This is a genomic window from Delftia sp. S65 (genome assembly GCF_016516495.1).
GTDB lineage: Bacteria > Pseudomonadota > Gammaproteobacteria > Burkholderiales > Burkholderiaceae_C > Comamonas > Comamonas acidovorans.
The window spans coordinates 16357-38059 of sequence record NZ_JACVUR010000006.1 but is presented as its reverse complement, the minus strand read 5'-3'; the positions used below and the strand labels follow the sequence as shown (position 1 = coordinate 38059).

18 protein-coding genes are annotated in these 21703 nt (G+C 69.1%); 6 read left to right on the top strand and 12 right to left on the bottom strand.

Features of this window, described 5'->3' with window-relative positions; all coding sequences use genetic code 11:
- Nucleotides 1-10: 10 nt before the first annotated feature.
- The 3 genes from IAE24_RS07620 to IAE24_RS07610 are packed head-to-tail and all read left to right on the top strand — an operon-like array spanning nucleotide 11 to nucleotide 5376.
- Nucleotides 11-2185: a formate dehydrogenase subunit gamma gene (locus IAE24_RS07620; RefSeq protein ID WP_199960120.1), complete on the top strand. Its 2175-nt coding sequence runs from the start codon at nucleotides 11-13 to the stop codon at nucleotides 2183-2185.
- 12 nt (nucleotides 2186-2197) lie between these two features.
- On the top strand, nucleotides 2198-5134 hold the full coding sequence (gene fdhF / locus IAE24_RS07615; RefSeq protein WP_199960119.1) for a formate dehydrogenase subunit alpha: 2937 nt from the start codon (nucleotides 2198-2200) through the stop codon (nucleotides 5132-5134).
- Nucleotides 5134-5376, top strand: a complete 243-nt coding sequence (locus tag IAE24_RS07610; protein WP_199960118.1) for a formate dehydrogenase subunit delta — start codon at nucleotides 5134-5136, stop codon at nucleotides 5374-5376. The genes fdhF and IAE24_RS07610 overlap by 1 nt, the downstream gene beginning before the upstream one ends.
- On the opposite strand, the gene IAE24_RS07605 is transcribed toward IAE24_RS07610, so the two are convergent.
- Nucleotides 5373-6257, bottom strand: coding sequence for a LysR family transcriptional regulator (locus IAE24_RS07605; protein WP_047326007.1), 885 nt, complete (start codon nucleotides 6255-6257; stop codon nucleotides 5373-5375). The genes IAE24_RS07610 and IAE24_RS07605 overlap by 4 nt on opposite strands.
- Before the next feature lie 72 nt (nucleotides 6258-6329).
- Between IAE24_RS07605 and IAE24_RS07600 the strand changes: the two genes are divergently transcribed.
- Nucleotides 6330-7286 (top strand): DMT family transporter, encoded by a 957-nt coding sequence (locus IAE24_RS07600; protein WP_199960117.1) that lies wholly within the window; start codon nucleotides 6330-6332, stop codon nucleotides 7284-7286.
- 16 nt (nucleotides 7287-7302) lie between these two features.
- Here the strand turns inward: IAE24_RS07600 and IAE24_RS07595 are convergent, their stop codons facing one another.
- The 11 genes from IAE24_RS07595 to IAE24_RS07545 form a co-directional block, all read right to left on the bottom strand.
- Nucleotides 7303-8298: a Bug family tripartite tricarboxylate transporter substrate binding protein gene (locus IAE24_RS07595; protein WP_012203791.1), complete on the bottom strand. Its 996-nt coding sequence runs from the start codon at nucleotides 8296-8298 to the stop codon at nucleotides 7303-7305.
- Between the two features lie 111 nt (nucleotides 8299-8409).
- Nucleotides 8410-9324 (bottom strand): dioxygenase family protein, encoded by a 915-nt coding sequence (locus IAE24_RS07590; RefSeq protein ID WP_199960116.1) that lies wholly within the window; start codon nucleotides 9322-9324, stop codon nucleotides 8410-8412.
- Nucleotides 9325-9371: 47 nt separating this feature from the next.
- Entirely contained in the window at nucleotides 9372-10364 is a 993-nt protein-coding gene (locus tag IAE24_RS07585; RefSeq protein WP_012203793.1) for a Bug family tripartite tricarboxylate transporter substrate binding protein, read from the bottom strand.
- Between the two features lie 42 nt (nucleotides 10365-10406).
- Nucleotides 10407-10685 (bottom strand): muconolactone Delta-isomerase, encoded by a 279-nt coding sequence (gene catC, locus IAE24_RS07580; RefSeq protein WP_012203794.1) that lies wholly within the window; start codon nucleotides 10683-10685, stop codon nucleotides 10407-10409.
- 28 nt (nucleotides 10686-10713) lie between these two features.
- Entirely contained in the window at nucleotides 10714-11901 is a 1188-nt protein-coding gene (locus tag IAE24_RS07575) for a muconate cycloisomerase family protein (protein ID WP_199960115.1), read from the bottom strand.
- Nucleotides 11902-12085: 184 nt separating this feature from the next.
- The gene (locus tag IAE24_RS07570; protein WP_199960114.1) at nucleotides 12086-14467 is read right to left on the bottom strand and encodes a TonB-dependent siderophore receptor; all 2382 of its coding nucleotides are present in this window, start codon (nucleotides 14465-14467) and stop codon (nucleotides 12086-12088) included.
- 88 nt (nucleotides 14468-14555) lie between these two features.
- Complete coding sequence (locus IAE24_RS07565) at nucleotides 14556-15620, bottom strand: FecR family protein (protein WP_123692782.1); 1065 nt, start codon at nucleotides 15618-15620, stop codon at nucleotides 14556-14558.
- Nucleotides 15617-16177, bottom strand: a complete 561-nt coding sequence (locus IAE24_RS07560) for an RNA polymerase sigma factor (RefSeq protein ID WP_180317893.1) — start codon at nucleotides 16175-16177, stop codon at nucleotides 15617-15619. Before IAE24_RS07560 ends, IAE24_RS07565 begins: the two co-directional genes overlap by 4 nt.
- Nucleotides 16178-16303: 126 nt before the next feature.
- Entirely contained in the window at nucleotides 16304-18832 is a 2529-nt protein-coding gene (locus IAE24_RS07555; RefSeq protein ID WP_013803879.1) for a sensor histidine kinase, read from the bottom strand.
- A 24-nt stretch (nucleotides 18833-18856) separates the two neighbouring features.
- Entirely contained in the window at nucleotides 18857-19777 is a 921-nt protein-coding gene (locus IAE24_RS07550; RefSeq protein ID WP_199960113.1) for an ABC transporter substrate-binding protein, read from the bottom strand.
- Nucleotides 19777-20148, bottom strand: a complete 372-nt coding sequence (locus tag IAE24_RS07545; RefSeq protein WP_012203798.1) for a response regulator transcription factor — start codon at nucleotides 20146-20148, stop codon at nucleotides 19777-19779. Before IAE24_RS07545 ends, IAE24_RS07550 begins: the two co-directional genes overlap by 1 nt.
- Before the next feature lie 113 nt (nucleotides 20149-20261).
- Here IAE24_RS07545 and IAE24_RS07540 point away from each other — a divergent pair, with 113 nt between their 5' ends.
- Together IAE24_RS07540 and IAE24_RS07535 are read left to right on the top strand one after the other, a co-directional pair.
- Nucleotides 20262-20900, top strand: coding sequence for a response regulator (locus IAE24_RS07540; RefSeq protein ID WP_012203799.1), 639 nt, complete (start codon nucleotides 20262-20264; stop codon nucleotides 20898-20900).
- Nucleotides 20897-21676, top strand: a complete 780-nt coding sequence (locus IAE24_RS07535) for a response regulator (RefSeq protein ID WP_199960112.1) — start codon at nucleotides 20897-20899, stop codon at nucleotides 21674-21676. The genes IAE24_RS07540 and IAE24_RS07535 overlap by 4 nt, the downstream gene beginning before the upstream one ends.
- Nucleotides 21677-21703: the final 27 nt, after the last annotated feature.

Here is a 21703-nt window from a genome sequence, read left to right as displayed (position 1 = left end):
AGGGACACCCATGCCAGCCACACAAGGGAAGATCATTCCCATTGCCGTCCTCAATGCCGCTGCTGCCGGCAGCGCACTCGGCGCCCATGAGCGCGAGGCCGTCGAGCACGCCATTGCCGTCCATGCCCGGCGCCCCGGCCCCCTGATCGAGTTGCTGCACGCCGTGCAGGACATGCTGGGCCATATCCCCGAAGCCGCCGTGCCGCGCATTGCCGATGCGCTGAACCTCTCGCGTGCCGAGGTGCATGGCGTCATCTCCTACTACCCCCATTTCCGCAGCACGCCAGCGGGCCGCCATGTGCTGCAGGTCTGCCGCGCCGAGGCCTGCCAGTCGCGCGGTGCGGACGCGCTGCTGGCCCACGCAGGCCAGGTGCTGGGCTGCGGATCGAGTGGGCACGGGCATGGGCATGGAACCAGTGCCGATGGCGCCGTCACGCTGGAGCCGGTCTATTGCCTGGGCCTGTGCGCGTCATCGCCTGCCGTGATGCTCGATGGCCAGCCCCATGCGCATGTCTCGGCCAACGGACTGGATGCACTCATCGCGCAATGCCGCCAGCCGGAGCAGGCCGGCGAGCCGGTGGCCCAGCCTGCGCATGCAGGGGCGGGGGCAGGCCCTTGCGTGCGCGTCTATGTGCCCCGCGATGCCGCCGCGCTGGCCGTGGGCGCTGACGCCGTGGCCGGCGCCCTGCAGCGCGAGTGCGCGGCGCGCGGCCTTCCGGTGCAGATCGTGCGCAACGGCTCGCGCGGCCTGCTGTGGCTGGAGACCCTGGTGGAAGTCGAGACGCCCGAAGGCCGCGTGGCCTACGGCCCGGTCACGGCCGATGCGGTGCCGGGCCTGATCGATGCCGGAATGCTGCAGGGCGGCAGCCATGCGCTGTGCCATGGACTGACCGAGGCCATTGCCTACCTGGCGCGCCAGGAGCGCCTGACCTTTGCGCGCGTGGGCGTCATCGATCCGCTGAGCCTGTCCGACTACGCAGCCCATGGCGGCTGGCAGGGGCTGGAGCGCGCGGCGCGCATGGAGCCCGCGGCCATCGTGCAGGAGGTGCTGGATTCGGGCCTGCGCGGCCGTGGCGGTGCGGCGTTTCCGGCCGGCATCAAGTGGAAGACCGTGGCCGCCGCAGCGGGGCCGCAAAAGTACATTGCCTGCAATGCCGACGAAGGCGACTCGGGCACCTTCGCCGACCGGCTGCTGATGGAGGGCGATCCCTACACGCTGATCGAAGGCATGGCCATCGCGGGCCTGGCCGTGGGCGCCACGCAGGGCCTGGTCTATGTGCGCAGCGAGTATCCGCATGCCATCGCCACCCTGCGCGAAGCCATTGCGCGCGCCGAGGCCGCAGGCTGGCTGGGCCGCGACGTGGCCGGCAGCGGGCGGGCCTTCCACATGGAGGTGCGCAAGGGCGCGGGCAGCTATGTCTGCGGCGAGGAAACGGCCATGCTGGAGAGCATCGAGGGCCGGCGCGGCATCGTGCGCGCCAAGCCGCCGCTGCCGGCCATCGAGGGGCTGTGGAGCCGGCCCACGGTCATCAACAACGTGATCACGCTGGCCACGGTGCCGCTGATCCTGGCGCGCGGCGCGGCCTTCTACCAGGGCTTCGGCATGGGCCGCTCGCGCGGCACGCTGCCGTTCCAGCTGGCCGGCAACATTGCGCGCGGCGGCCTGGTGGAAAAGGCCTTCGGCCTGAGCCTGCGCGAGCTGGTGGAAGACTTCGGCGGCGGCACGGCCACCGGCCGCGCCATCAAGGCCGTGCAGGTGGGCGGCCCGCTGGGCAGCTATGTGGCGCCGGCCGACTGGGATGCGCCGCTGGACTACGAGGCCTATGCCGCCAAGGGCAACGTGGTGGGGCATGGCGGCATCGTCGTGCATGACGACACGGCCGACATGGCGCAGCTGGCGCGCTATGCCATGGAGTTCTGCGCCATCGAGTCCTGCGGCAAGTGCACGCCTTGCCGCATCGGCTCCACGCGCGGCGTGGAGGTCATCGACCGCATCGTGCGCGCCGGCACCGACCCCGCCGCCCATGCCGGCCAGGTGGCCCTGCTGGAAAGCCTGTGCGACACCATGCAGCACGGCTCCATGTGCGCCATGGGCGGGATGACGCCGTATCCCGTGCGCTCGGCGCTGAACCACTACCCCCAGGACTTCGGCATCGAGTCCACCACGGCCGCAGCGGCTGCCTGAACGGAGAACACCATGCTCGACCATTTGAAGCAAGCCGACTGGGGCACGCCCGCCAGCCCGTCCGAACGCCTGATCACACTGGAGATCGACGGACGCGAGGTCTGCGTTCCCGAGGGCACCTCGCTGATGCGCGCGGCCATGGAGGGCGGCGTCAGCGTGCCCAAGCTGTGCGCCACCGACAGCCTGGAGCCCTTCGGCTCCTGCCGCCTGTGCCTGGTGCAGATTGAAGGGCGCAAGGGCTTCCCGGCCTCGTGCACCACGCCGGCCGAGCCGGGCATGAAGGTGCGCACGCAAAGCCCGCAACTGCAGGAGCTGCGCCGCGGCGTGATGGAGCTGTACATCTCCGACCATCCGCTGGACTGCCTGACCTGCAGCGCCAACGGCGACTGCGAACTGCAGGACATGGCCGGCACCGTGGGCCTGCGCGAGGTGCGCTACGGCTTCGACGGCGCCAACCACTTCAAGGGCCAGGCGCGCGCCGAGGTCGATGTCTCCAACCCGTACTTCAGCTACGACCCCAGCAAGTGCATCGTCTGCAACCGCTGCGTGCGCGCCTGCGAGGAGACGCAGGGCACCTTTGCGCTGACCATCTCGGGCCGGGGGTTCGAGTCGCGCGTCACGGCGGGGCAGGGCGGCAGCTTCATGGACAGCGACTGCGTCAGCTGCGGCGCCTGCGTGCAGGCCTGCCCCACGGCCACGCTGCAGGAAAAGACCGTGACCGAGCTGGGCCAGGCCGGGCACAGCGCCATCACCACCTGCGCCTACTGCGGCGTGGGCTGCGGCTTCAAGGCCGAGATGAAGGGCGAGCAGGTCGTGCGCATGGTGCCCTGGAAGGACGGCCAGGCCAACGAGGGCCATGCCTGCGTCAAGGGCCGCTTTGCCTGGGGCTATGCCACGCACAAGGACCGCATCACCCGGCCCATGGTCCGCGCGAAGATCACCGACCCCTGGCGCGAAGTCAGCTGGGAAGAGGCCATTGACCACACGGCCAGCGAGTTCCGCCGCATCCAGGCGAAGCACGGCAAGGATTCCATTGGCGGCATCACCTCCTCGCGCTGCACCAACGAAGAGGCCTACCTGGTGCAAAAGCTGGTGCGCACGGCCTTCGGCAACAACAACGTCGATACCTGCGCGCGCGTGTGCCACTCGCCCACGGGCTATGGCCTGGGCCAGACCTATGGCACCTCGGCCGGCACGCAGACCTTCAAGTCCATCGAGCACACGGACGTGGTCATGGTCATCGGCGCCAATCCCACGGCCGCGCACCCGGTGTTCGGCTCGCGCATGAAAAAGCGCCTGCGCGGCGACGGCCGGCGTGCGGGCGCCAAGCTCATCGTCATCGACCCGCGCGAGATCGAGCTCGTCAAGTCGCCCCACATCCGCGCCGACTACCACCTGCAACTGCGGCCCGGCACCAACGTGGCCATGATCACCTCGCTGGCCCATGTCATCGTCACCGAAGGCTGGCTGGCCGAGGACTACATCGCCGAGCGCTGCGATGCCAAGTCCTTCGCGCAGTGGAAGGAATTCGTTGCCCGGCCCGAGAACTCGCCCGAGGCCATGGCCGAGGTCACCGGGGTCGCTCCCGAACTCGTGCGCGGCGCCGCGCGCCTGTATGCGCTGGGTGCCGAGGACCACGCGGCGGGCACTCCCGTCAACGCGGCCATCTACTACGGCCTGGGCGTGACCGAGCATGCGCAGGGCTCGACCATGGTCATGGGCATTGCCAACCTGGCCATGGCCACGGGCAATGTGGGCCGCGAAGGCGTGGGCGTGAACCCGCTGCGCGGCCAGAACAATGTGCAGGGCTCCTGCGACATGGGTTCCTTCCCGCATGAGCTGCCCGGCTACCGCCACATCTCGGACAGCACGGTGCGCGCCGAGTTCGAGGGGGCCTGGGGCGTGGCGCTCAGCCCCGAGCCCGGCCTGCGCATTCCCAACATGTTCGAGGCGGCCCTGGCCGGCAGCTTCATGGGCCTGTACTGCGAGGGCGAGGACATCGTGCAGTCCGACCCCAACACCCAGCATGTGACGGCCGCGCTCTCGGCCATGGAATGCGTGGTGGTGCAGGACATCTTCCTCAACGAAACCGCCAAGTACGCCCATGTCTTCCTGCCGGGCGCCTCCTTCCTCGAAAAGGACGGCACCTTCACCAATGCCGAGCGCCGCATCTCGCGCGTGCGCAAGGTCATGGCGCCGCTGGCCGGCTATGCCGATTGGGAGGTCACCCAGCTGCTTGCCAATGCGCTGGGCTACGCCATGCACTACACGCACCCGAGCGAAATCATGGCCGAGATCGCCGCGCTCACGCCCAGCTTCGCGGGAGTGAACTACGACAAGATCGACCGGCTGGGCAGCGTGCAATGGCCCTGCAATGACAGCACCGAAGAGGCCGGCACTTCCATCATGCACAGGGACCGCTTCGTGCGCGGCAAGGGCCGCTTCATCATCACCCAGTACGTGGCCACCGACGAGAAGGTCACCCAGCGCTTTCCGCTGCTGCTGACCACGGGCCGCATCCTGTCGCAATACAACGTGGGCGCCCAGACCCGGCGCACGCACAACAGCCACTGGCACAGCGAGGACCGGCTGGAAATCCATCCGCATGACGCCGAGGACCGCGGCATACGCGACGGAGACTGGGTCGGCATCGCCAGCCGCGCGGGCGAGACCGTGCTGCGCGCCAACGTCACCGAGCGCATACAGCCTGGCGTGGTCTACACCACCTTCCACTTTCCCGAATCGGGCGCCAACGTCATCACCACCGACAGCTCGGACTGGGCCACCAACTGCCCCGAATACAAGGTCACGGCCGTGCAGGTGCTGCCCGTCCCCCAGCACGCCCAGCCGTCCGACTGGCAGCGCGGCTTTGCGCGCATGCACGAAGAGCAGATCGGCCTGTTGCAAGCCGCGCAGGCAGGCAGCATGGCCGTGGCAGGGGGCAAGTGATGGACAGCGCCAACCTGATCCGCATGGCCAACCGCATCGGCGAGTTCTTCGAGGCCATGCCCGAGCGCGACGAGGCCCTGCGGGGCATCGCCGAACACATCCGCAAATTCTGGGAGCCCCGCATGCGCGCCGAACTGGCCCGCGTGCTGGCCAGCCCCGACGAGGCCCAGGCTCTCAAGCCCATCGTGCGCGAGGCGCTGGTGCTGCATCCGCTGACCTTGCCGTCGGCGGCGCAGGCTTAGCCAAACCGCTTCTTCTTCGCCATCTCCCGCGCCAGCTCCACAAAGCCGGCAGCGGCCGGCGACAGCCGCTCCATGCTGCGCACGGCCAGGCCGGTGACGCGGCGCTGGCGGGGCGAGAGGCTGCGGTAGACCATGCCTTCGGGCGCCTGCTCGGGCACGGCCAGGCGTGCGGCAATCGCAATGGCGTGGCCCTGGGCCACGAAGCCCTGCATGGAGGACATCTGCTCGAAGTGGTAGATGGCCGCAGGCTGGGCACCGGCCTCGGCCAGGAAGCGGTCGATGTGCGCGCCCGACCCGGCCGAGGTGCGCACAAAGGCCTCGCCCTGCAGGTCGGCGGCGCGGATGCTGCGCTGGGCCGCCAGCCGGTGCGATGCGGGCAGCAGCGCCACCAGTTCGTCTTCCACCAGGGGCACGGTCTCGAAGCGCTCGTCGGGCAGCACGACGAAGCCGATCTCCACGCGCCGCTCCAGCAACCACTTGACCACGGTGTCGTCGTTTTGCTCGTCGATCTGCACCAGCACGGCGGGCTGGCGGCGGCGGTATTCGGTGATCAGCGGTGGCAGCAGACGCAGCGAAGAGGTGGCGCCGAACGAGGCCACGCGCAGCGTGCCGCGCGCCATGCCGCGTTCGGCATCGGCCTCCTGCCGCAAGGCCTCCTTTTGCTGGAGGATGTCGTTGGCGCGCTGCAGCAGCCGCGTGCCTGCGTCGGTCAGTGGGGAGTGGGGGCCTTCGCGCCGCACCAACTGCACCTGCAGCTCGCCTTCCAGCGCGCGCAGGGCATGGCTGACGGCGCTCTGGGTAATGCCCAGCAGCGCGGCTGCGCGCGAGAAACTGCCGGCGCGGGCCAGCGCCGCGAACACTTCGAGCTGGGTGAAGGTCATGGGATCACGTTGTCTAGGTCATGAGCATTCGCTCATTTGTCTATGAATCGATATGAGCACATAGTACGCGCCATGAATTTTCAACGCTTCTTCGGTCCCCACCTGCGGCTTGTCGGCATGGCCCTGCTGTGGGGCGCTTCCTGGTCTGCGGGCCGCGTGGTGGCACAGAACATGCCGCCGCTGGCAGCCGCCAGCCTGCGCTTCCTGCTGGCCGCCGCCGTGCTGCTGCCCTGGCTGTACTGGGCCGGTGGCATGGCCGGTCTCAGGCACTGGAGCGCCAAGCGCTGGCTGGGCATGGCGGCCGCTGGCGCCACGGGCGTGTTCGGCTATGCGGCCTTTTTCCTGATGGGGCTGCAGCATGTGCCGGCCGGCAAGGCGGCCCTGGTGATCACGCTCAACCCCGTGCTCACGCTGGCGCTGGCGGTCTGGCTGTTCGGCGAGCGGCTCAACCGCACCATTGCCCTGGGCATGGCGCTGGCGGCCTGCGGCGCCGTGGTGGTGATCTCGCATGGCCAGCCGCTGGTGCTGCTGCAGGGATCGGTGGGCGCCGGCGAGCTGCTGATCCTGGGCTGCGTGGTGTGCTGGGTGACCTACACCCTGATCGGCCGCTGGCTGCTCACGGGCGTCGATGCGCTGTCGGCCACGGCCGTGACCTCGACCATGGGCGCGGCCATGCTGCTGGTGGCCAGCCTGGTGGTGGAAGGGCCGGCCGGCCTGCAGGCTGCCGTGCTTGGCAACGCAACCGCCTGGGGTGCGCTGGCCTTCCTGGCCTTCGGCGCCACGGCGCTTGCCTATGCCTGGTATTTCGATGGCGTCAAGGCGCTGGGCGCGGGCGCGGCCTCTGGCTACATCACCCTGGTGCCCGTGATCGGCGTGGCGCTGTCGGCGCTGTGGTTGGGCGAGAGCATCGATGCCAGCATCGTGCTGGGCGGCGGCATGGCCGTGGCCGGCACGGCGCTGATGAACTGGGGGCGCAGGCCTGCGGCTGCGGTGCACGTGGTTGCCAAGCGCACCGCAGTCCAGAGCTGAACGGACTCCGTCCGGTTCAATCCAGCGAGGCGCCCGAGGTGCGCACGCGTTCGCCCTGCACCTGGTAGTCGCGCGCCAGGAAGTCGCGGTATTCGGCGGGGCTGGAGGCCACGGCCACGTAGGAGAACGCGTCCACCTGGGTCTTGCGGAATTCGGGCTCCAGCAGCACGCGGCGCACATCGGCGGCGATCTTCTCCACCAGGGGCGCCGGCGTTCCAGCCGGTGCCAGCAGGCCGATGTTGAAGACAGCCTGGATGTCGCGCACGCCGGCTTCCTTGAAGGTGGGCACATCCGGCAGGGCGATGCTGCGTGTCTCCGAGGACACTGCCAGGGCCTTGAGCTTGCCCGACTTGATGTGCTGCTCGATCACCGACACGCCCAGCACCGCTGCGTCGATCTGGCCGGCGATGACTTCGGGGATCAGCGGTGCGGCGCCCTTGTAGGGCACGTGCACCATCTCCAGCCCTTCCTGCTTGGCGAACATGGCCAGCGGCAGGTGCACGATGCCGCCCGCGCCCGATGAGCCATAGGTCAGCGGTTTGGTCTTGCCTGCCTGGCGTGCCTGAGCGATGAACTCCTGCAGCGTGCCGGCCTTGGAGCTCTGGGGCACGAAGAAGACCATGGGCACGCTGATCAGGCGGGAGATGGGGGCGAAGTCCTTTTGCGGGTTGTAGGGAAGCTTCCTGTACAGGTGCGGGTTCATGGTCAGCGACGCTTCGGTCGCGGCGAACAGCGTGTAGCCGTCGGGTGCGCTCTTGGCCACGTACTCGGCCCCGATGATCTCGTTGGCGCCTGTGCGGTTGAGGATGACCACGGGTTGCGACCAGACCTTGTTCAGGCGCGTGGCCAGCGCGCGTGCCAGGTTGTCCACGGGGCCGCCGGCCGCGTAGGGCACGACGATGTTCACCGGCTTGGAAGGAAAGGCTGCCGGAGCCTGGGCGTGTCCCAGGGCGGGCACGAGGGCCACGGTGGCGGTCAGCAGGGTTGCGGCGATGCGATGCAGGCTGGACATGGTGTGGGAAGCGGGTACGGTGAAGCAGGCCGCACCCCAAGGGGCGGCCTGCTGTGGAACGGAAGAATCGAAAAAATGGCAGGCCGGAAGGCCCCGGAAGGTGGAGGCGCCTCAGGCGCGCACACGCTCCATGCGTGTCAGCGGCAAGGACTCGCCTTCGCTGACTGCGGGCTGCAGCACGAAGTTGAAGCGCGTGCGGACGAAAGGCGCGTTCACGCCCAGCGACTCATAGCCGGCCGGCGCCACGCCGCGCTCCAGCTCGACGATCAGGCCGTCACGCGTGGCGAAGGCGAAGTCATCGTCCAGGTAGGTATCGCCGGGCAGGTTGACCTGGGTGGTCAGCGTGCGCATGCCGGGTGCAACCACGAGAAAGTGGATGTGGGCGGGACGATGGCCGTGGCGTCCCAGCGCGTCGAACAGTTCCGAGGTGGGGCTGTTCGGCGGTATGGAGTAGCCGGGCGGCACATAGCTGCGAAAGCGGTAGCGGCCCTGGTCGTCGGTTTCTATGCGGCGGCGCAGCTCGTAGGGCTTCATGCCCGGGAAGAAGTGCGAGTAGCCGCCCTGGACATTGGCATGCCAGACATCGATGAGCGCATGCGGCAGAGGCTGGCCGTCAAGGTCCAGCACCCGTCCTTCCATCACGAAGACCTCGCCCTGGGGCTCGCCTTCGTCCAGGCGCGCCTCCGCTTGCGACAGCGGTGCACCGGCCACGAACAGCGGGCCTTCGATGGCGCGCGGCGTGCCGCCCGCGCGACCGGCACGCGCATCGGCCTCGTCGCTGCGGATGTCCAGCAGCCGGTCGAAGCCCAGGCCTGCCGTGATCAGGCCCAGCTGGCCGCTGCTCCCAAGGCGGCCCAGCCAGTCCACGGCGGCCCAGAACTCGTCGGGCGTGACATCCATCTCGTCGATGGTGTGGAACAGATCGCTGACGATGCGCTGGGTCAGCGCCCGCACGCGGTCGCAGCCAGGGGCGATCTGCTTGCTGTTGACCAGATTCAGCAGCTGGTCCTGGGACAGTTCGGACATGTTTGTCTCCTCGTGGTTTTATGGGATGTCCTGGAAAAGAGAAGCGCTCAATCCATGCTGATGTTGCGCTCCGTGATCACCTTGGTCCAGCGCACGGACTCGGCCTGCAGGTGCTTGGCCGCTTCCTCGGGCGTGGAGCCCACGACCTCGGCGCCGATGGCCTTGAAGCGTTCGAGCACGTCGGGCTGCTTCATCTCGGCCACGAAGACCTGGTTGAGCTTCTTGACGATGGCCGGCGGCGTGCTGGCGGGCATGAAGACGGCGAACCAGGGCGAGACCTCGTAGCCCTTGATGCCGGCCTCTTCCATGGTGGGCACGTCGGGCATGCTGGACGAGCGCTTGGCCGTGGTCACGGCCAGGGCGCGCAGCTTGCCCGACTGGATGTGCGGGCGCGCCGAGGTGATGGAGTCGAACATGTAGTTGACCTGTCCGCCCAGCAGGTCGGAGACGGCCGGGCCCGATCCTTTGTAGGGGATGTGCAGGATGTCCACGCCGGCCAGCGAGTTGAACACTTCGCCTGCCAGGTGGATGGAGGTGCCGTTGCCGGCCGAGGCATAGGTCAGCTTGCCGGGCGAGGCCTTGGCGGCGGCCACCACGTCGGCCACGCTCTTGACGTTGGGCTGGGTGGAGTTGGTGACCAGGATGTTGGGCACCACGGCCAGCACGCCCACGGGGGCGAAGTCCTTGATCGGGTCGTAGCTGAGCTTGCGGTACAGCGGCTTGTTGGTGGCCATGCCGATGGAGGTGATCATCAGCGTGTAGCCGTCGCCGGGCTGCTTGGCCACGAAGTCGGCGCCGATGTTGCCGCCGGCGCCGGGACGGTTCTCGATCACGAAGGGCTGGCCCAGCGTGCGACCGGCCTTCTCGCCCAGGGTGCGCGCAATGGCGTCCATGGCGCCGCCCGGCGGGAAGGGCACGATCCAGCGGATGGGCTTGCTGGGCCAGTTGGCCTCGGGTGCCTGCGCATGGGCGGCGGGCATCACGGCGGACAGGCACAGGCCTGCGGCTGCGGCGGTCAGAAAACGGCGTTTCACATTCACTTCAGTTGTCTCCGAAAAATTTGGTCTTGGTTTGGGCTGTGCTCAGGCGATGGCCGAGGGATGCCTTGCCAGCGGCGTGACCTGGATGTCCATGTAGGGGAACAGCGGCAGGCCCTGCAGCAGCTCGTGCAGCTCGTCGTTGGAAGCCACGTCGAACACGCTGTAGTTGGCGTACTCGCCCACCACGCGCCAGATGTGGGGCCAGCGTCCGTCGTGCTGCAGCTGCTGGGAATAGGCCTTCTCGCGGGCCTTGATCTCGGCTGCCACGTCGGCGGGCAGGTCGTGGGGGATCTTCACGTCCATGCGGACCAGATAAAGCATGTTTGTCTCCAGGAGGAATGAAAGGAATTCAGGTCGCAGCCCCGGTCCGGGCCTGCCCCATGTCGAAGTGCTGCGGCTGGCTGCCGGCCAGCGCGCGGTCGAAGCGGTCCAGCTGCTGCAGGTCGATCTCCAAGCCCAGGCCGGGCCCGTCGGGCAGTTGCAGCTCGAAGTCGCGGATGGCCATGCGCTCGGTGACGATGTCGTCCACCAGCAGCTGGGGGCCGAACAGCTCGCAGTTGTAGTGCTGCCCGCCCAGCGTGGCAAAGACATGGGCCGAGGCGGCCGAGCCGATCGAGGTCTCCAGCATGGTGCCGCCGTACCAGCCGATGTCGGCCGCCTGGGCAATGGCCGCCACCTTGCGCGTGCGCAGCAGGCCGCCGTGCTTGGCCACCTTGAGCGAGAACACATGGCTGGCCTGCTCGCGCGCCAGGCGCATGGCGTCGTAGGGCGTGCACACGCTCTCGTCGGCCATGACCAGGGCGCCCTGCAGCGTGGCCGTCAGCTCGCGCAGCGCGGGCACGTTCCAGCCGGCCACGGGCTGCTCGATCAGGGTCACGCCGGCATCGATCAGCTGCGGCAGAAAGCGCCGCGCCGTGGCGCCGTCCCAGGCCTGGTTCACGTCCACGGTCAGCGTGGCGCGGCCCTGCAGGCCGCGCGCGATCTCGCTTACATGGGCCACATCGGCTTCAGGCGTGCGCGCGCCGATCTTCATCTTGAAGATGCGGTGGCGCTTTTGTTCCAGGCGCAGCTGGGCCTCGGCCAGGTCACGCTCGATGTCGCCGCTGGCCAGCGTCCAGGCCAGGGGCAGGCTGTCGCGCTGCTTGCCGCCCAGCAATTGCCACAGCGGCAACTGCAGGCTGCGGGCCACGGCGTCCAGCAGCGCGATCTCGACGGCGCTCTTGGCAAAGGCATTGCCCTTGCAGGCCAGGTCCATGCGCGAGAGGCAGGCCTCGAAGCGCGCGCCGTCCTGGCCGATCAGGCTGGGCGCCAGGTGGTTGGTGATGGCGTGGTGGATGCTCTCGGGCGATTCCTCGTTCCACGACGGGCCGCCAATGGTGGCGGCCTCGCCAAAGCCCGTGGCGCCATTACGCAGCCACAGCTGCACGATCACCGGGCTTTGCCGGCTGATGGAGCCGAACGACAGCTTGTGCGGACGGATGGTGGGAATGTCGAGGATCCGCGCCTCGATGCGCTCGATCAGGAAACGGTCTTGCATGGCAATGGCGTGTGTCTTGGCTGGCGGCGGCTGCCGGCGATGGACACAAGCGTAAATCCATGCATTGTGTGGATCTATTGAATTATTTGTGAGAAATCATTCGATGGTGTCGATGTATTGAATGCCTGCGCGGCAGGCAGGGGGCGCGGCAGCCTTCTGCGGCGCACGCCCTCTGGCGACGGGATCAGAAACTGCTGCGCAGCGTGACCATGATGCTGCGCGGCAGGCCGTAGTAGTTGCTGCGTGTGGCCGTGCCCACGCGCTCCCAGTAGACGCGGTCGAAGAGGTTGTCGATGTTCACGGCCAGCTTGACCTTGGGGGTGAGCGGGTAGGCGGCATAGACGGACCAGACGCCGTAGCCGCCCGCGCGCCAGCGCACGGTGCCCAGGGTGTCGTAGAACTCGCTGACGGCGCGCACGCCCGCGCCCAGCTCCAGCCCCTGGGCCACGGGGCCGGCCACGCGGTAGCGCGCCCACAGGTTCACGCTGTGGCGCGGTGACATGGTGCTGAAGTCGGTGCCCGTCTGTGTGACGGTGCCCTGCAGGTATTTGGAGCGCATGTAGGCGTAGCTGGCTGCCACGTCCCAGCGCGGCGACAGCGAGCCGACCACTTCGGCCTCGAAGCCTTCGGAGCGCACCTTGCCTGCGGGGATGACGAAGGCGGCGTCGCCAGGATCGGCCAGCGCGCGGTTGGTGTCCTGCATGCGGTAGATGGCGGCGGTGGCGCTCAGGCGGCCGTCCAGCAGGCTGCCCTTGATGCCGGCCTCCACCTGCCGGCCCTCGCGCGGGGCGATCTGGCCGCCGCCGGCCAGGCGCCCGCTTTGCGGCTGGAAGATGCGCGACTGGCTGGCGTAGAGCGTCCAGCTGTCGTTCAGATCGAAGAGCACGGCGCCGAAGGGCGTGAACTGGCCATCGACCTCGTAGCCCGAGCGCGTGTTCTGCAGCCGGTCCGAGGTTTCTGTCTTCCACCAGCTCTTGCGCGCGCCCGCCACCAGGGTGAGGGCCTGCGTGGGCTTGATGCGCAACTGGCCGTAGACGCCGCGCAGGCTGGTGCGCGTGATGTCGTCGGCAAAGGGCTTGAAGCTGGGCTCGGGGATGGAGGAGGGGTCGTAGTGGAACAGGTCGGCCGGCGTGTTCATGGCGCCGCGCAGCATGCGCAGGTGCATGTTGGAGCTGCGGTAGTCCGCGCCCGCGATGAAATGGTGCGTCTGCCCGGCCCATTGCCAGGGCGTGCTGTAGTAGATGTCGGCCGTGGTGTCGGCATAGTCGCGGTCCACGGTCTGGGCCTGGGTGAAGCGGCTGATGCCGGTGTCCGAGACGGCCGAGTAGCCGTTGATGTACTTGTCGCGCTGCTGGCGCAGCACGCGGCGTGCGGCCACCTTGAAAAGGCCGCCGCCGTCGAGCCGCGTCTCGGACTCGATGAAGCCGGCCAGCGATTCGGGCGCGGCGCGGCCCCAGTCGGCGGCAATGGCCACGTCGCGCGGAATGGGGGCCAGCCTGCCGTCGGCGTGGGCGGGCAGGCCGGTGTCGTAGTTGCCCCGGCCGCGCTGCCAGGTGGCGCCCACCGAGACCGTGCTCTGGGAAGTGATGTCCAGCTCCACCGTGCCATACAGGGCCTGCTTGTGGCCGTCCATGGCCATCACGGGGCTGCCGAAGTTCTCGTGCAGCGCCACCACCCGGCCACGCAGGCGGCCATCTTCGGACAGCGGGCCGGTGACATCCACCTCGGCCCGCTTGCGGCCCCGCGAGCCCAGGCCGATGGCGCCCTGGCCCTGGTAGTCCGGCAGGGCGCGCTTGCGCACCAGGTTGAGCATGACGCTGGGCTCGCCCGCGCCCGAGAACAGCCCGGCCGGCCCGCGCAGGGCCTCGACCCGGTCGAACAGGGCCAGGTCCAGCGTTTCCTGGGTGGCCGGGTTGCCGCTGACGGTGAGACCGTCCAACTGGTAGGTGGAGGACTGGTAGCCGCGCGAGAGGATGTCGCTGCGCCCGCCCGTGCTGCTTTGCCGGCGCACGACGATGCCGGGCACCACCTTGGCGGCTTCGGTGAGCTCCACGAAGTTCTGGTCATCGAGTTGCGCGCGCGAGATCACGGACACGGACTGCGGCGTCTCCCGCGCCGTCAGCTCGATCTTGGTGGCCGCGCTGGCATAGGGCGCCCGGTAGCTGCCCGTGCCTTCCGTGCGGCCGTCGCGCAGGGCCGTGGCCGTCACCCGCACTTCGTCCAGCGCGGTCTGCGGGCGCGCCGGGGCGGGGCGCAGCAGCCAGCCGCCCTGGGGCTGGGCAGAGGCTTGCAGCCCGCTGCCGGCCAGCAGGCGCTGCAGTGCCTCGGCCGGCTCCAGGCGGCCCTGGACGGCGGGCGCGGTCTTGCCTGCCAGCAGGGCGCTGTCGGCCGCGATGCTGGTGCCGGTGGCGCGCGCCAGGGCCTTGATGGCGTCGGACAGCGGCTGGGCCGGCAGGTCGATGTCGGCAGGGGCGGCCAGGGCTGGCGTGCAGGCCAGTGCCGCCGCGCAGGCGAGCAGGGACAGGCAGGCGCGTGCCGGGCGGGAGGAAAGAGGGCGGGCGGGCATGGCGGGAACGTTCTCCTGGAAATCGGTTGTGCTCGCCTGTATGACGGGGCAGCCCGCCGGATCCCTGATGTGTGTTGGCCGCTTTTTTTCAGTTTTTCCGGATTTTTTCCGGCGCCGTGCTGCGCGGGGCCAGCCAGGTGGCGCCGTCGCGCTCCTGCACGCGCACGGCGGCGATGCGCGGCAGCGCGTCCAGGAAGCTCTCCACATCGGCGCGCTGCACGGCGGCCGTGATGCGCGGCCCGCCCGTGCCGTCGGCTACGGCCGCACGCACGGGCTGGCGGCGCCAGCGCGACAGCGTGGCCGCGATCTCGCCCAGCCCGGCGCTGTCGAAGACGATGAGGCCGCGTTCGATGGACGAGAAGCTGTCGCGCGCATCGCGCTGTACGCGGCGGGGGAGGGGGCTGGCGTGGGCGCCATCGGCACCGGGTGCGGCACCGGGTGCGGCACCGGCGCTTTCGTCCGGCAGTTCCCCCACTTCGCCCGCCTGCAGCAGCAAGGACGGTGCTCCTTCAGCACCTTTCACCGCCAAACGCACCGTGCCATGCTCCACGCTCACCCGCACCAGGCCCGGCAGCCGGTTGACGGTGAAGCGCGTGCCCAGCACGGTGATGCGCGCCTGGCCTGCGTCGATGGTGAAGTGGCGGTCTGCATCCCTGGCCACGTCGAACAGGGCCTCGCCCCGCTCCAGCACCACGGCGCGCTGGCGGCGCGTGTAGCGCGTGGCGATGCGGCTGGCCGGTCCCAGGGTCAGCACGCTGGCGTCGGGCAGGTTCAGCACGATGCGTTCGCCAATCGCACTGTCGCGGGCCAGGGCGAACACGGTGGTGTCCTGCCATTCAAGCCAGCCGCGCCATGCCAGCAGGCCCGCCGTGCCCAGGCCGGCAACGCCCAGCACGCCGCGGGTGATGGCTGCGCGGCGCGTGTTGCGGCGCTGGCGTGCGGCGGTGTTCACGGCCGTGGCCAGGGCCTCGGTGCGGGGCGTGGAGTCGAAGTCCTGCCACAGCGCCTCGAAGGCGGCGTATTCGGCGGCGTGGCGCGGGTCGGCGTCCATCCAGGTGCGCCAGGCGGCGGCGTCGGCGGCGCCGGGCTGCGCTCCCGCATCCCGGTGCATGCGTATGAACCAGCGCGCGGCCTCTTCGCGCGGCGTGGTCATGGCGCGAGCAGCTCGCGCGCGGCGCGCAGGTCCAGCAGGGCGCGCATCAGGTGGCGCTCCACCATGTTCAGGCTGATGCCCAGCGTGGCGGCAATCCTGGGCTGCGAATGGCCTTCCACCTTGCACAGCCAAAACACCTCGCGGCAGCGCGGGGGAAGCCCTTCGATGACCCGCTGCGCAGCGGCCAGGCGCTGCTGCAGATCGGCCAGCACCTCGGCGGAAGGCGCGGTGAATGCTTCCTGCACTGCGATGGCGTCCGCGCGCCTGCCGGGGGCCGGGGAGTCCGGCTCGCCTGCCAGGTCGGGCAGGGGCACGAAGCGGCGTTCATGCGCCATCTGGTCCGCGAGCACGGTACGCGCCACCACGCGCAGATAGGCGTGCGGCTGGGCGATGCCTTCATGCCTGCCGCTGAGGGCGTAGCGCACGAAGGCGTCATGCAGCACATCCTGCGCACGGTGGATGCAGCGCGTGCTGCGCCAGATGGCGGGCAGCAGGCTGCCGTAGGCCCAGCGCAGGTCCAGGCCCAGCCAGGCTGCGGGAGTCGGATGGCGTGTCATACGAACGGGAATGGAGGCCGGGCGTGCCGACCGGCAGGTTCAGGGAGCAGGGTTGCGGCATTCTAAATGAGACTTTTTCTCATTTGTTGCCGAATGCCCACGCGCGCTCTGCCCTGTCTGGCTCCGCTACAGCAACTCCGCCGGCCGCGTCTCCGATGCGCCGGTGCGGCAGGGCAGGGTGATGCGAAACAGCGACCCGCCTTCGGAGCGGTTGCTGGCGGCGATGGTGCCGTCCATGGCGTCGATGATCTTGCGGCAGATGGCCAGGCCCAGGCCGGTGCCGCCCGAGCCGTTGCGGGTTTTGCTGGACTGCACGAAGGGCTGGAAGATCTTGTCCAGCTCCTGCGGAGGAATGCCCGGCCCCTGGTCGGAGACGGCGATGCAGATATCGCCCTGTTCATCGATGCGGCCCTGCACATCGATGCGCCCGCCAATGGGCGAGAACTTGATGGCATTGGCCAGCACATTGCGCACCACCTGCTGGAAGCGCACGGGGTCGGCCTTGGCGATCAGCGGCGTGTCGTCGAGCTCCAGCCGCAGGTCGATCAGCTTTTGCTGCTGCTGCGGCTCCAGCTCGCGCACCACGGGCCGGATCAGGCTCCTGAGGTCGGTGCGCTCCACGTGGATGGTGCCCACGGCGCTTTCCAGCTTGGCCACGTCCAGCAGGTCGTTGACCAGGGCCAGCATGCGTATGCCCGCCTCGTGGATGTCGTTGAACATGTCGGCCATGGCGGGATTGCCGCGCGAGCGCAGGCCGCCGAGCTCGGCAAAGCCCATGATGGACTGCAGCGGGGTGCGCAGCTCGTGGCTCATGTTGGCCACGAATTCCGATTTCACGCGGAAGGCCTCTTCGGCCGCGTCGCGGGCTTCGCGGGTGGCATGCTCGGCTGCGCGGAATTCGCTCACGTCCACAAAAATGCTGAGCACGCCGGTGATCTGGCCCTGGGCATTCTTGACGGCTGCCTTGGAGATCTGCACATCGCGGTAGCTGCCGTCCACATGGGGCAGCCGGGCCTCCACCATCATGCGCTGGCCCGAGCGCATCACGACCTGGTTGCTGCGCATCTGCAGCAGGGCATCGTCGCGCGCGTGCAGGCCCTTGATCTCGTGGCCGAGCACGGCGTAGCGGCCCCGGCCGAAGAAGTCCTCCCAGGCCTTGTTGACCAGGGCCACGCGCTGGTCCGCGTCGGTGACCAGCATGGGCAGGGGCGTGGTCTCGAACAGCAGATGCTGGAAGGCCAGCTGGGTCTGCAGTTCCTGCTGGGCCTTCCAGCGGGCGGTCACGTCCACGGCGCTGCCGGCAAAGCCCACCAGCCGGCCGTCGCGCAGCAGGGGAACCACGGCGATGTCGCAGAGCATCTCCCGGTTGCCCGGCAGGCGGAACATGGCCTGGCAGTTGCGCGGTGCCAGCCGGGCCAGGGGATCGAGCAGGGCCTGGATCTGCGCCAGGTACGAGCCGTCCACGATGTTCTCCAGCGGCTGGCCCACGGCCTCGGCGCTGGGCTGGCCGGTCAGCTGCTCCCAGCGCGCGTTCACGAAGGTCAGCAGTCCCTGGCTGTCGGTGCGAAAGATCAGCTCCTGCACGCTGCGCATGAGCACGGCCATCTCATGCTCGCTGCGCGCCAGGCGCGCCTGTGCCTGCTCCATGGCCTGCAGTGCCGACTTCTGGACCCTGCGGGTCTTGAGCACCGACCAGCTCAGTCCCAGCACCAGGGCCAGCAGGGCCACGCCAGCCACGAAGAAGGCAAAGGCGTTGTCCCGCCAGCGCGCCACCATGGCCGCGTAGGGCTCCTCCACCACCAGCAGCAGCGGCCAGTTGCGCACGGTGCGGAACGACACGATCTGGTGGCGGCCCAGCATGCCCGCGCCGATGTAGGAGCCGAATTCGCTGTGCGGCAGCCATTCCTGGAACAGCGGCGTCTGCAGCGCGGCGGCTGCCTGCACGCCCGTGCCCTCATTGGTGCTGGCCAGGGGCCGGCCGTCATAGGTCAGCAGCACGGCCTCGTAGCTGAGGGTCTCCAGCGTGGACTGGTAGAAGTTGGCCACGGCGTCGGGATTGATCAGGGCCACCAGCACGGCGGGCATGCCGTTGTCCTGGTGGAAGGTCAGCAACTGCGGCAGAAAGGACACGCCGCGCGGCGTCGGATGCGCCCGTGGCGCCAGCGACGACAGGCTGCGGCCGGGCACCAGCCGGCCCAGCTGGGGCTTGCCGGGGACGAGGACGGCCGCCTTGTCGTGCAGCAGATCCTGCGTGTTGATCTGCTGGCCGGCCTCCCCGGCCTGGGTGCTGGCCAGGATGAGGCCCTTGTCGTCGATCAGCGCCATGCTGCGCAGGTAGGGCAACTGGGCGATCAGCAGGGCCATGGCGGCCTCGCGCGTGCCGCGCCCACTGCCTGCGGCCACGATGGCCGGGTTGTGCGCCAGGCTGGCCAGGGCCATTTCGGTGTTCTCGAAGGTCTTGGCCGTCTGGTCCTCCAGCACGCGGGCCAGCAGCGAGGCCTGGGACTTGCTCTGGTCCGCATCGGCATGCAGCTGGCTCCAGACGAAGAGCACCAGTCCGGCAAGCACGCACAGTGCAAAGGTCAGCACCAGTGCCTTGATGTGGGCACTGCGCCGGGCTCCGAGAAAATGATGCGCGGCAGCTCGTTCAGACATGATGAAGGTGCTCCATCGGAAGTTTCAGGGCGCGACGATGGCGGTCAGGCCGTTGTGGCGCGCGGCCCTGGCCAGGCGGCCGTCGCGCTTGATGTCCGAGACGAACTGGTTCAGGCGCGCCAGCCACTGGGCGTCGGCAGGGCTGGCCGCATAGCCGTAGGGCAGCACATGGAAGGGCTGGGGCGGCGCGATCAGCTGCACCCAGTCCGAACTGTCCAGCAGCTTGCGGCTGTACGGGTAGTCGGTCATGAACACGTCCACGCGCCCGGCCATGAGTTCCTTTTCGCGGGTTTGCGGCGGCTCCACCAGCACCAGGTGCGCATGCTTGAGCGACTCGCGCATGACCGGCTCCATGAAGGTGCCGCGCTGCACGGCCACCTGCACGCCGGGCTGGTCGATGTCGGCCCAGCTGCGCACGGCGGGGTTGCTCTTGGTGGTGATGCCGTAGATATCGCTGCTCAGGTAGGGCTGGGTGAAGCGCAGCTGCTGCTGGCGCTGCGGCAGGATGCCGACGGCGAACATGGCCACGTCGCAGCGCGACTCCAGCAGGTCGGGCACCAGCCGCGAGAAGGACGAGTCCACATGCTGCAGCCGCGCGCCCAGGTCCTTGGCCAGCTCTGCCGAGAGCTCCGCGTCGATGCCCGTGAGCCTGCCCGTGCGTGCGTCACGGTAGGTGATGCCGTAGTAGTCGGGCCAGATGCAGACCTTCAGCGTGTGGCTGCTGGCCACGCGGTCCAGCACCTCGCCGGCCCGTGCTGCGCCAGGCCCCATGGCCAGCACCGCCACCCAGACCGGCACCAGTGCCAGCAGCAGCGCCTGCACAACGGGCAGCACAGCGGGCAGCACAACGGCCTGCACGGCGGCCCGCACCAGCGCGGACAGGCGCGCGGCGTTCCCGGACGGTATCTGCCATCGGCCCGCGGCGGCCTGCGTGTGCATCGTCATCAGTCGCTCCTGTAAAGACTGGCCAGGGTCTCCAGCAGCCGGTTCGGGCTGAAGGGCTTGAGCAGGTATTCGTCGGCACCGGCATTGAAGCCCGCCTCGCGGTCCTGCGCACTGCCCCGGGCCGTCAGCAGGATCACCCGCGTGTGCCGCAGGTCGTAGGAGGTCTTGATGCGGCAGCACACCTCCAGGCCGTCCAGCGTCCCCGGCATCATCATGTCCAGCAGCACGACATCGGGCTGGCTGCGCTGGGCCAGGGCCCAGGCTTCGTCACCGGTCGGCGCCTCCATGACTTCGTATGCGCTGGACTCCAGCGTCATGCGCAACAGCTTGCGGATGTCGGCTTGGTCTTCGGCGATCAGTATCTTCTTCATGGCGGGCCTTTCGCAACGCAGTTGAAGGTTTCTGCGTTGGATTGAATCATAAATATCAAATTCATCAAATTTGTATTGTTTTTTTTAATCGTATTTGATGCAAAATTGCTGCCATGTCCGAGAACAGCACCCCACCAGGCCAAATTCCGCACTACACGACCGCTGAGGTGGCCAAGCTGCTGGGCATGGCGGTGCGGTCGGTTCAGCTCATGGTCGATCGCGGCGATCTGGAGGCCTGGAAGACCCCCGGGGGGCACCGGCGCATCACGCGCGCCTCCGTGGAGCGCTGGCGCGGCAGGCAGGGCGATGCGGCCACCACGTCCGGGGCGCCAGCGGCGGCCCCGGCGCCCGCTCCCGCGCAGGCCGGCACGGGCCCGCGCGTGCTGCTGATCGAGGACTCCGTGCACTTCCAGAACCTGGTGCGCCTGCTGGTGCAGCGCCACTTTCCCGACGTGCAGCTGCACGTGGCGCACGACGGGATCACCGGCATGGCGCTGTACGGGCAGATCCAGCCCGACGTGCTGCTGGTGGACATCCTGCTGCCCGACATCGATGGCGCCGCCCTCATCACCACCTTGCGCACGCATGAGCAGTTCGCGCGCTGCAAGCTGCTGGTGGTCACCTCGCTGGATGCGGCAGAGCGCGAGGCCTACGCCTTTGCGCTGGGCGGCGCGCGCGTGATCCACAAACCCCAGCTCGTGCAGGAGCTGCCCGAGGCGCTGGGCGAGCTGCTGGGCAGGCAGGCAGCGTGAATCCGGCCCATCCTGCGGTCCTGCTGGTGGAGGACGATGCCTCGATTGCGCGATTCGTCACGCTGGCGCTGGAGGGAATGCCCCTCACCCTGGTGTCCTGCGCGAGTGCGGAGCAGGCGCAGAGCCTGCTGCAGAGCCAGCCCTTTGCCCTGCTGATCACCGACCTGATGCTGCCCGGCGCCTCCGGGGTCGAGCTCATCGAATGGCTGCGCAACTCCCCGCAGGCAGGCTGCAGCGCCGTGGTCTTCAGCGCCGGCGTGCGGGCCGACGTGGCGCTGCGGCTGGAGCAACTGCAGGTCTGGGGCGTGCTGCGCAAGCCCGTGTCGGTGGCGCAACTGGTGGACTGCGTGGAATCGGTGCTGGCGGCGCAACCGGCCGGCTCGCCCGCGCCAGCCAGCGTGCAAGCTGCCGGTGCGGATATGCCGGCGGATGTGCCGGCGGATGGCGGCCCAGCCGCCGTCTCCAGCTACTTCGGCGGCGATGCCGCCCTGTTCCACAGCTACCGCGCCAGCTGTCTTGCGCAGTTGCCCGACGATGTGGCGCTGGGCGAAAACCTGCTGGCCGCGCGTGATGCCGCGGCGCTGCGCCGGCTGGCGCACAACCTCAAAAGCGTGCTGCGCCTGCTGGGGCACGAGCAGGCCAGCGGCCTGGCGCAGACGCTGGAGCAGGCCTGCCTGGCCAGCGACTGGGCCGGCGCCACCGATGCCTGGCGGCAACTGGGCGCGGCCCTGCTGGGAATGCTGGACGGCGCGGGCCAGCGACCCCGGCGCGGCTGACACCGCGCCCGCCATTCCGCCATTGCG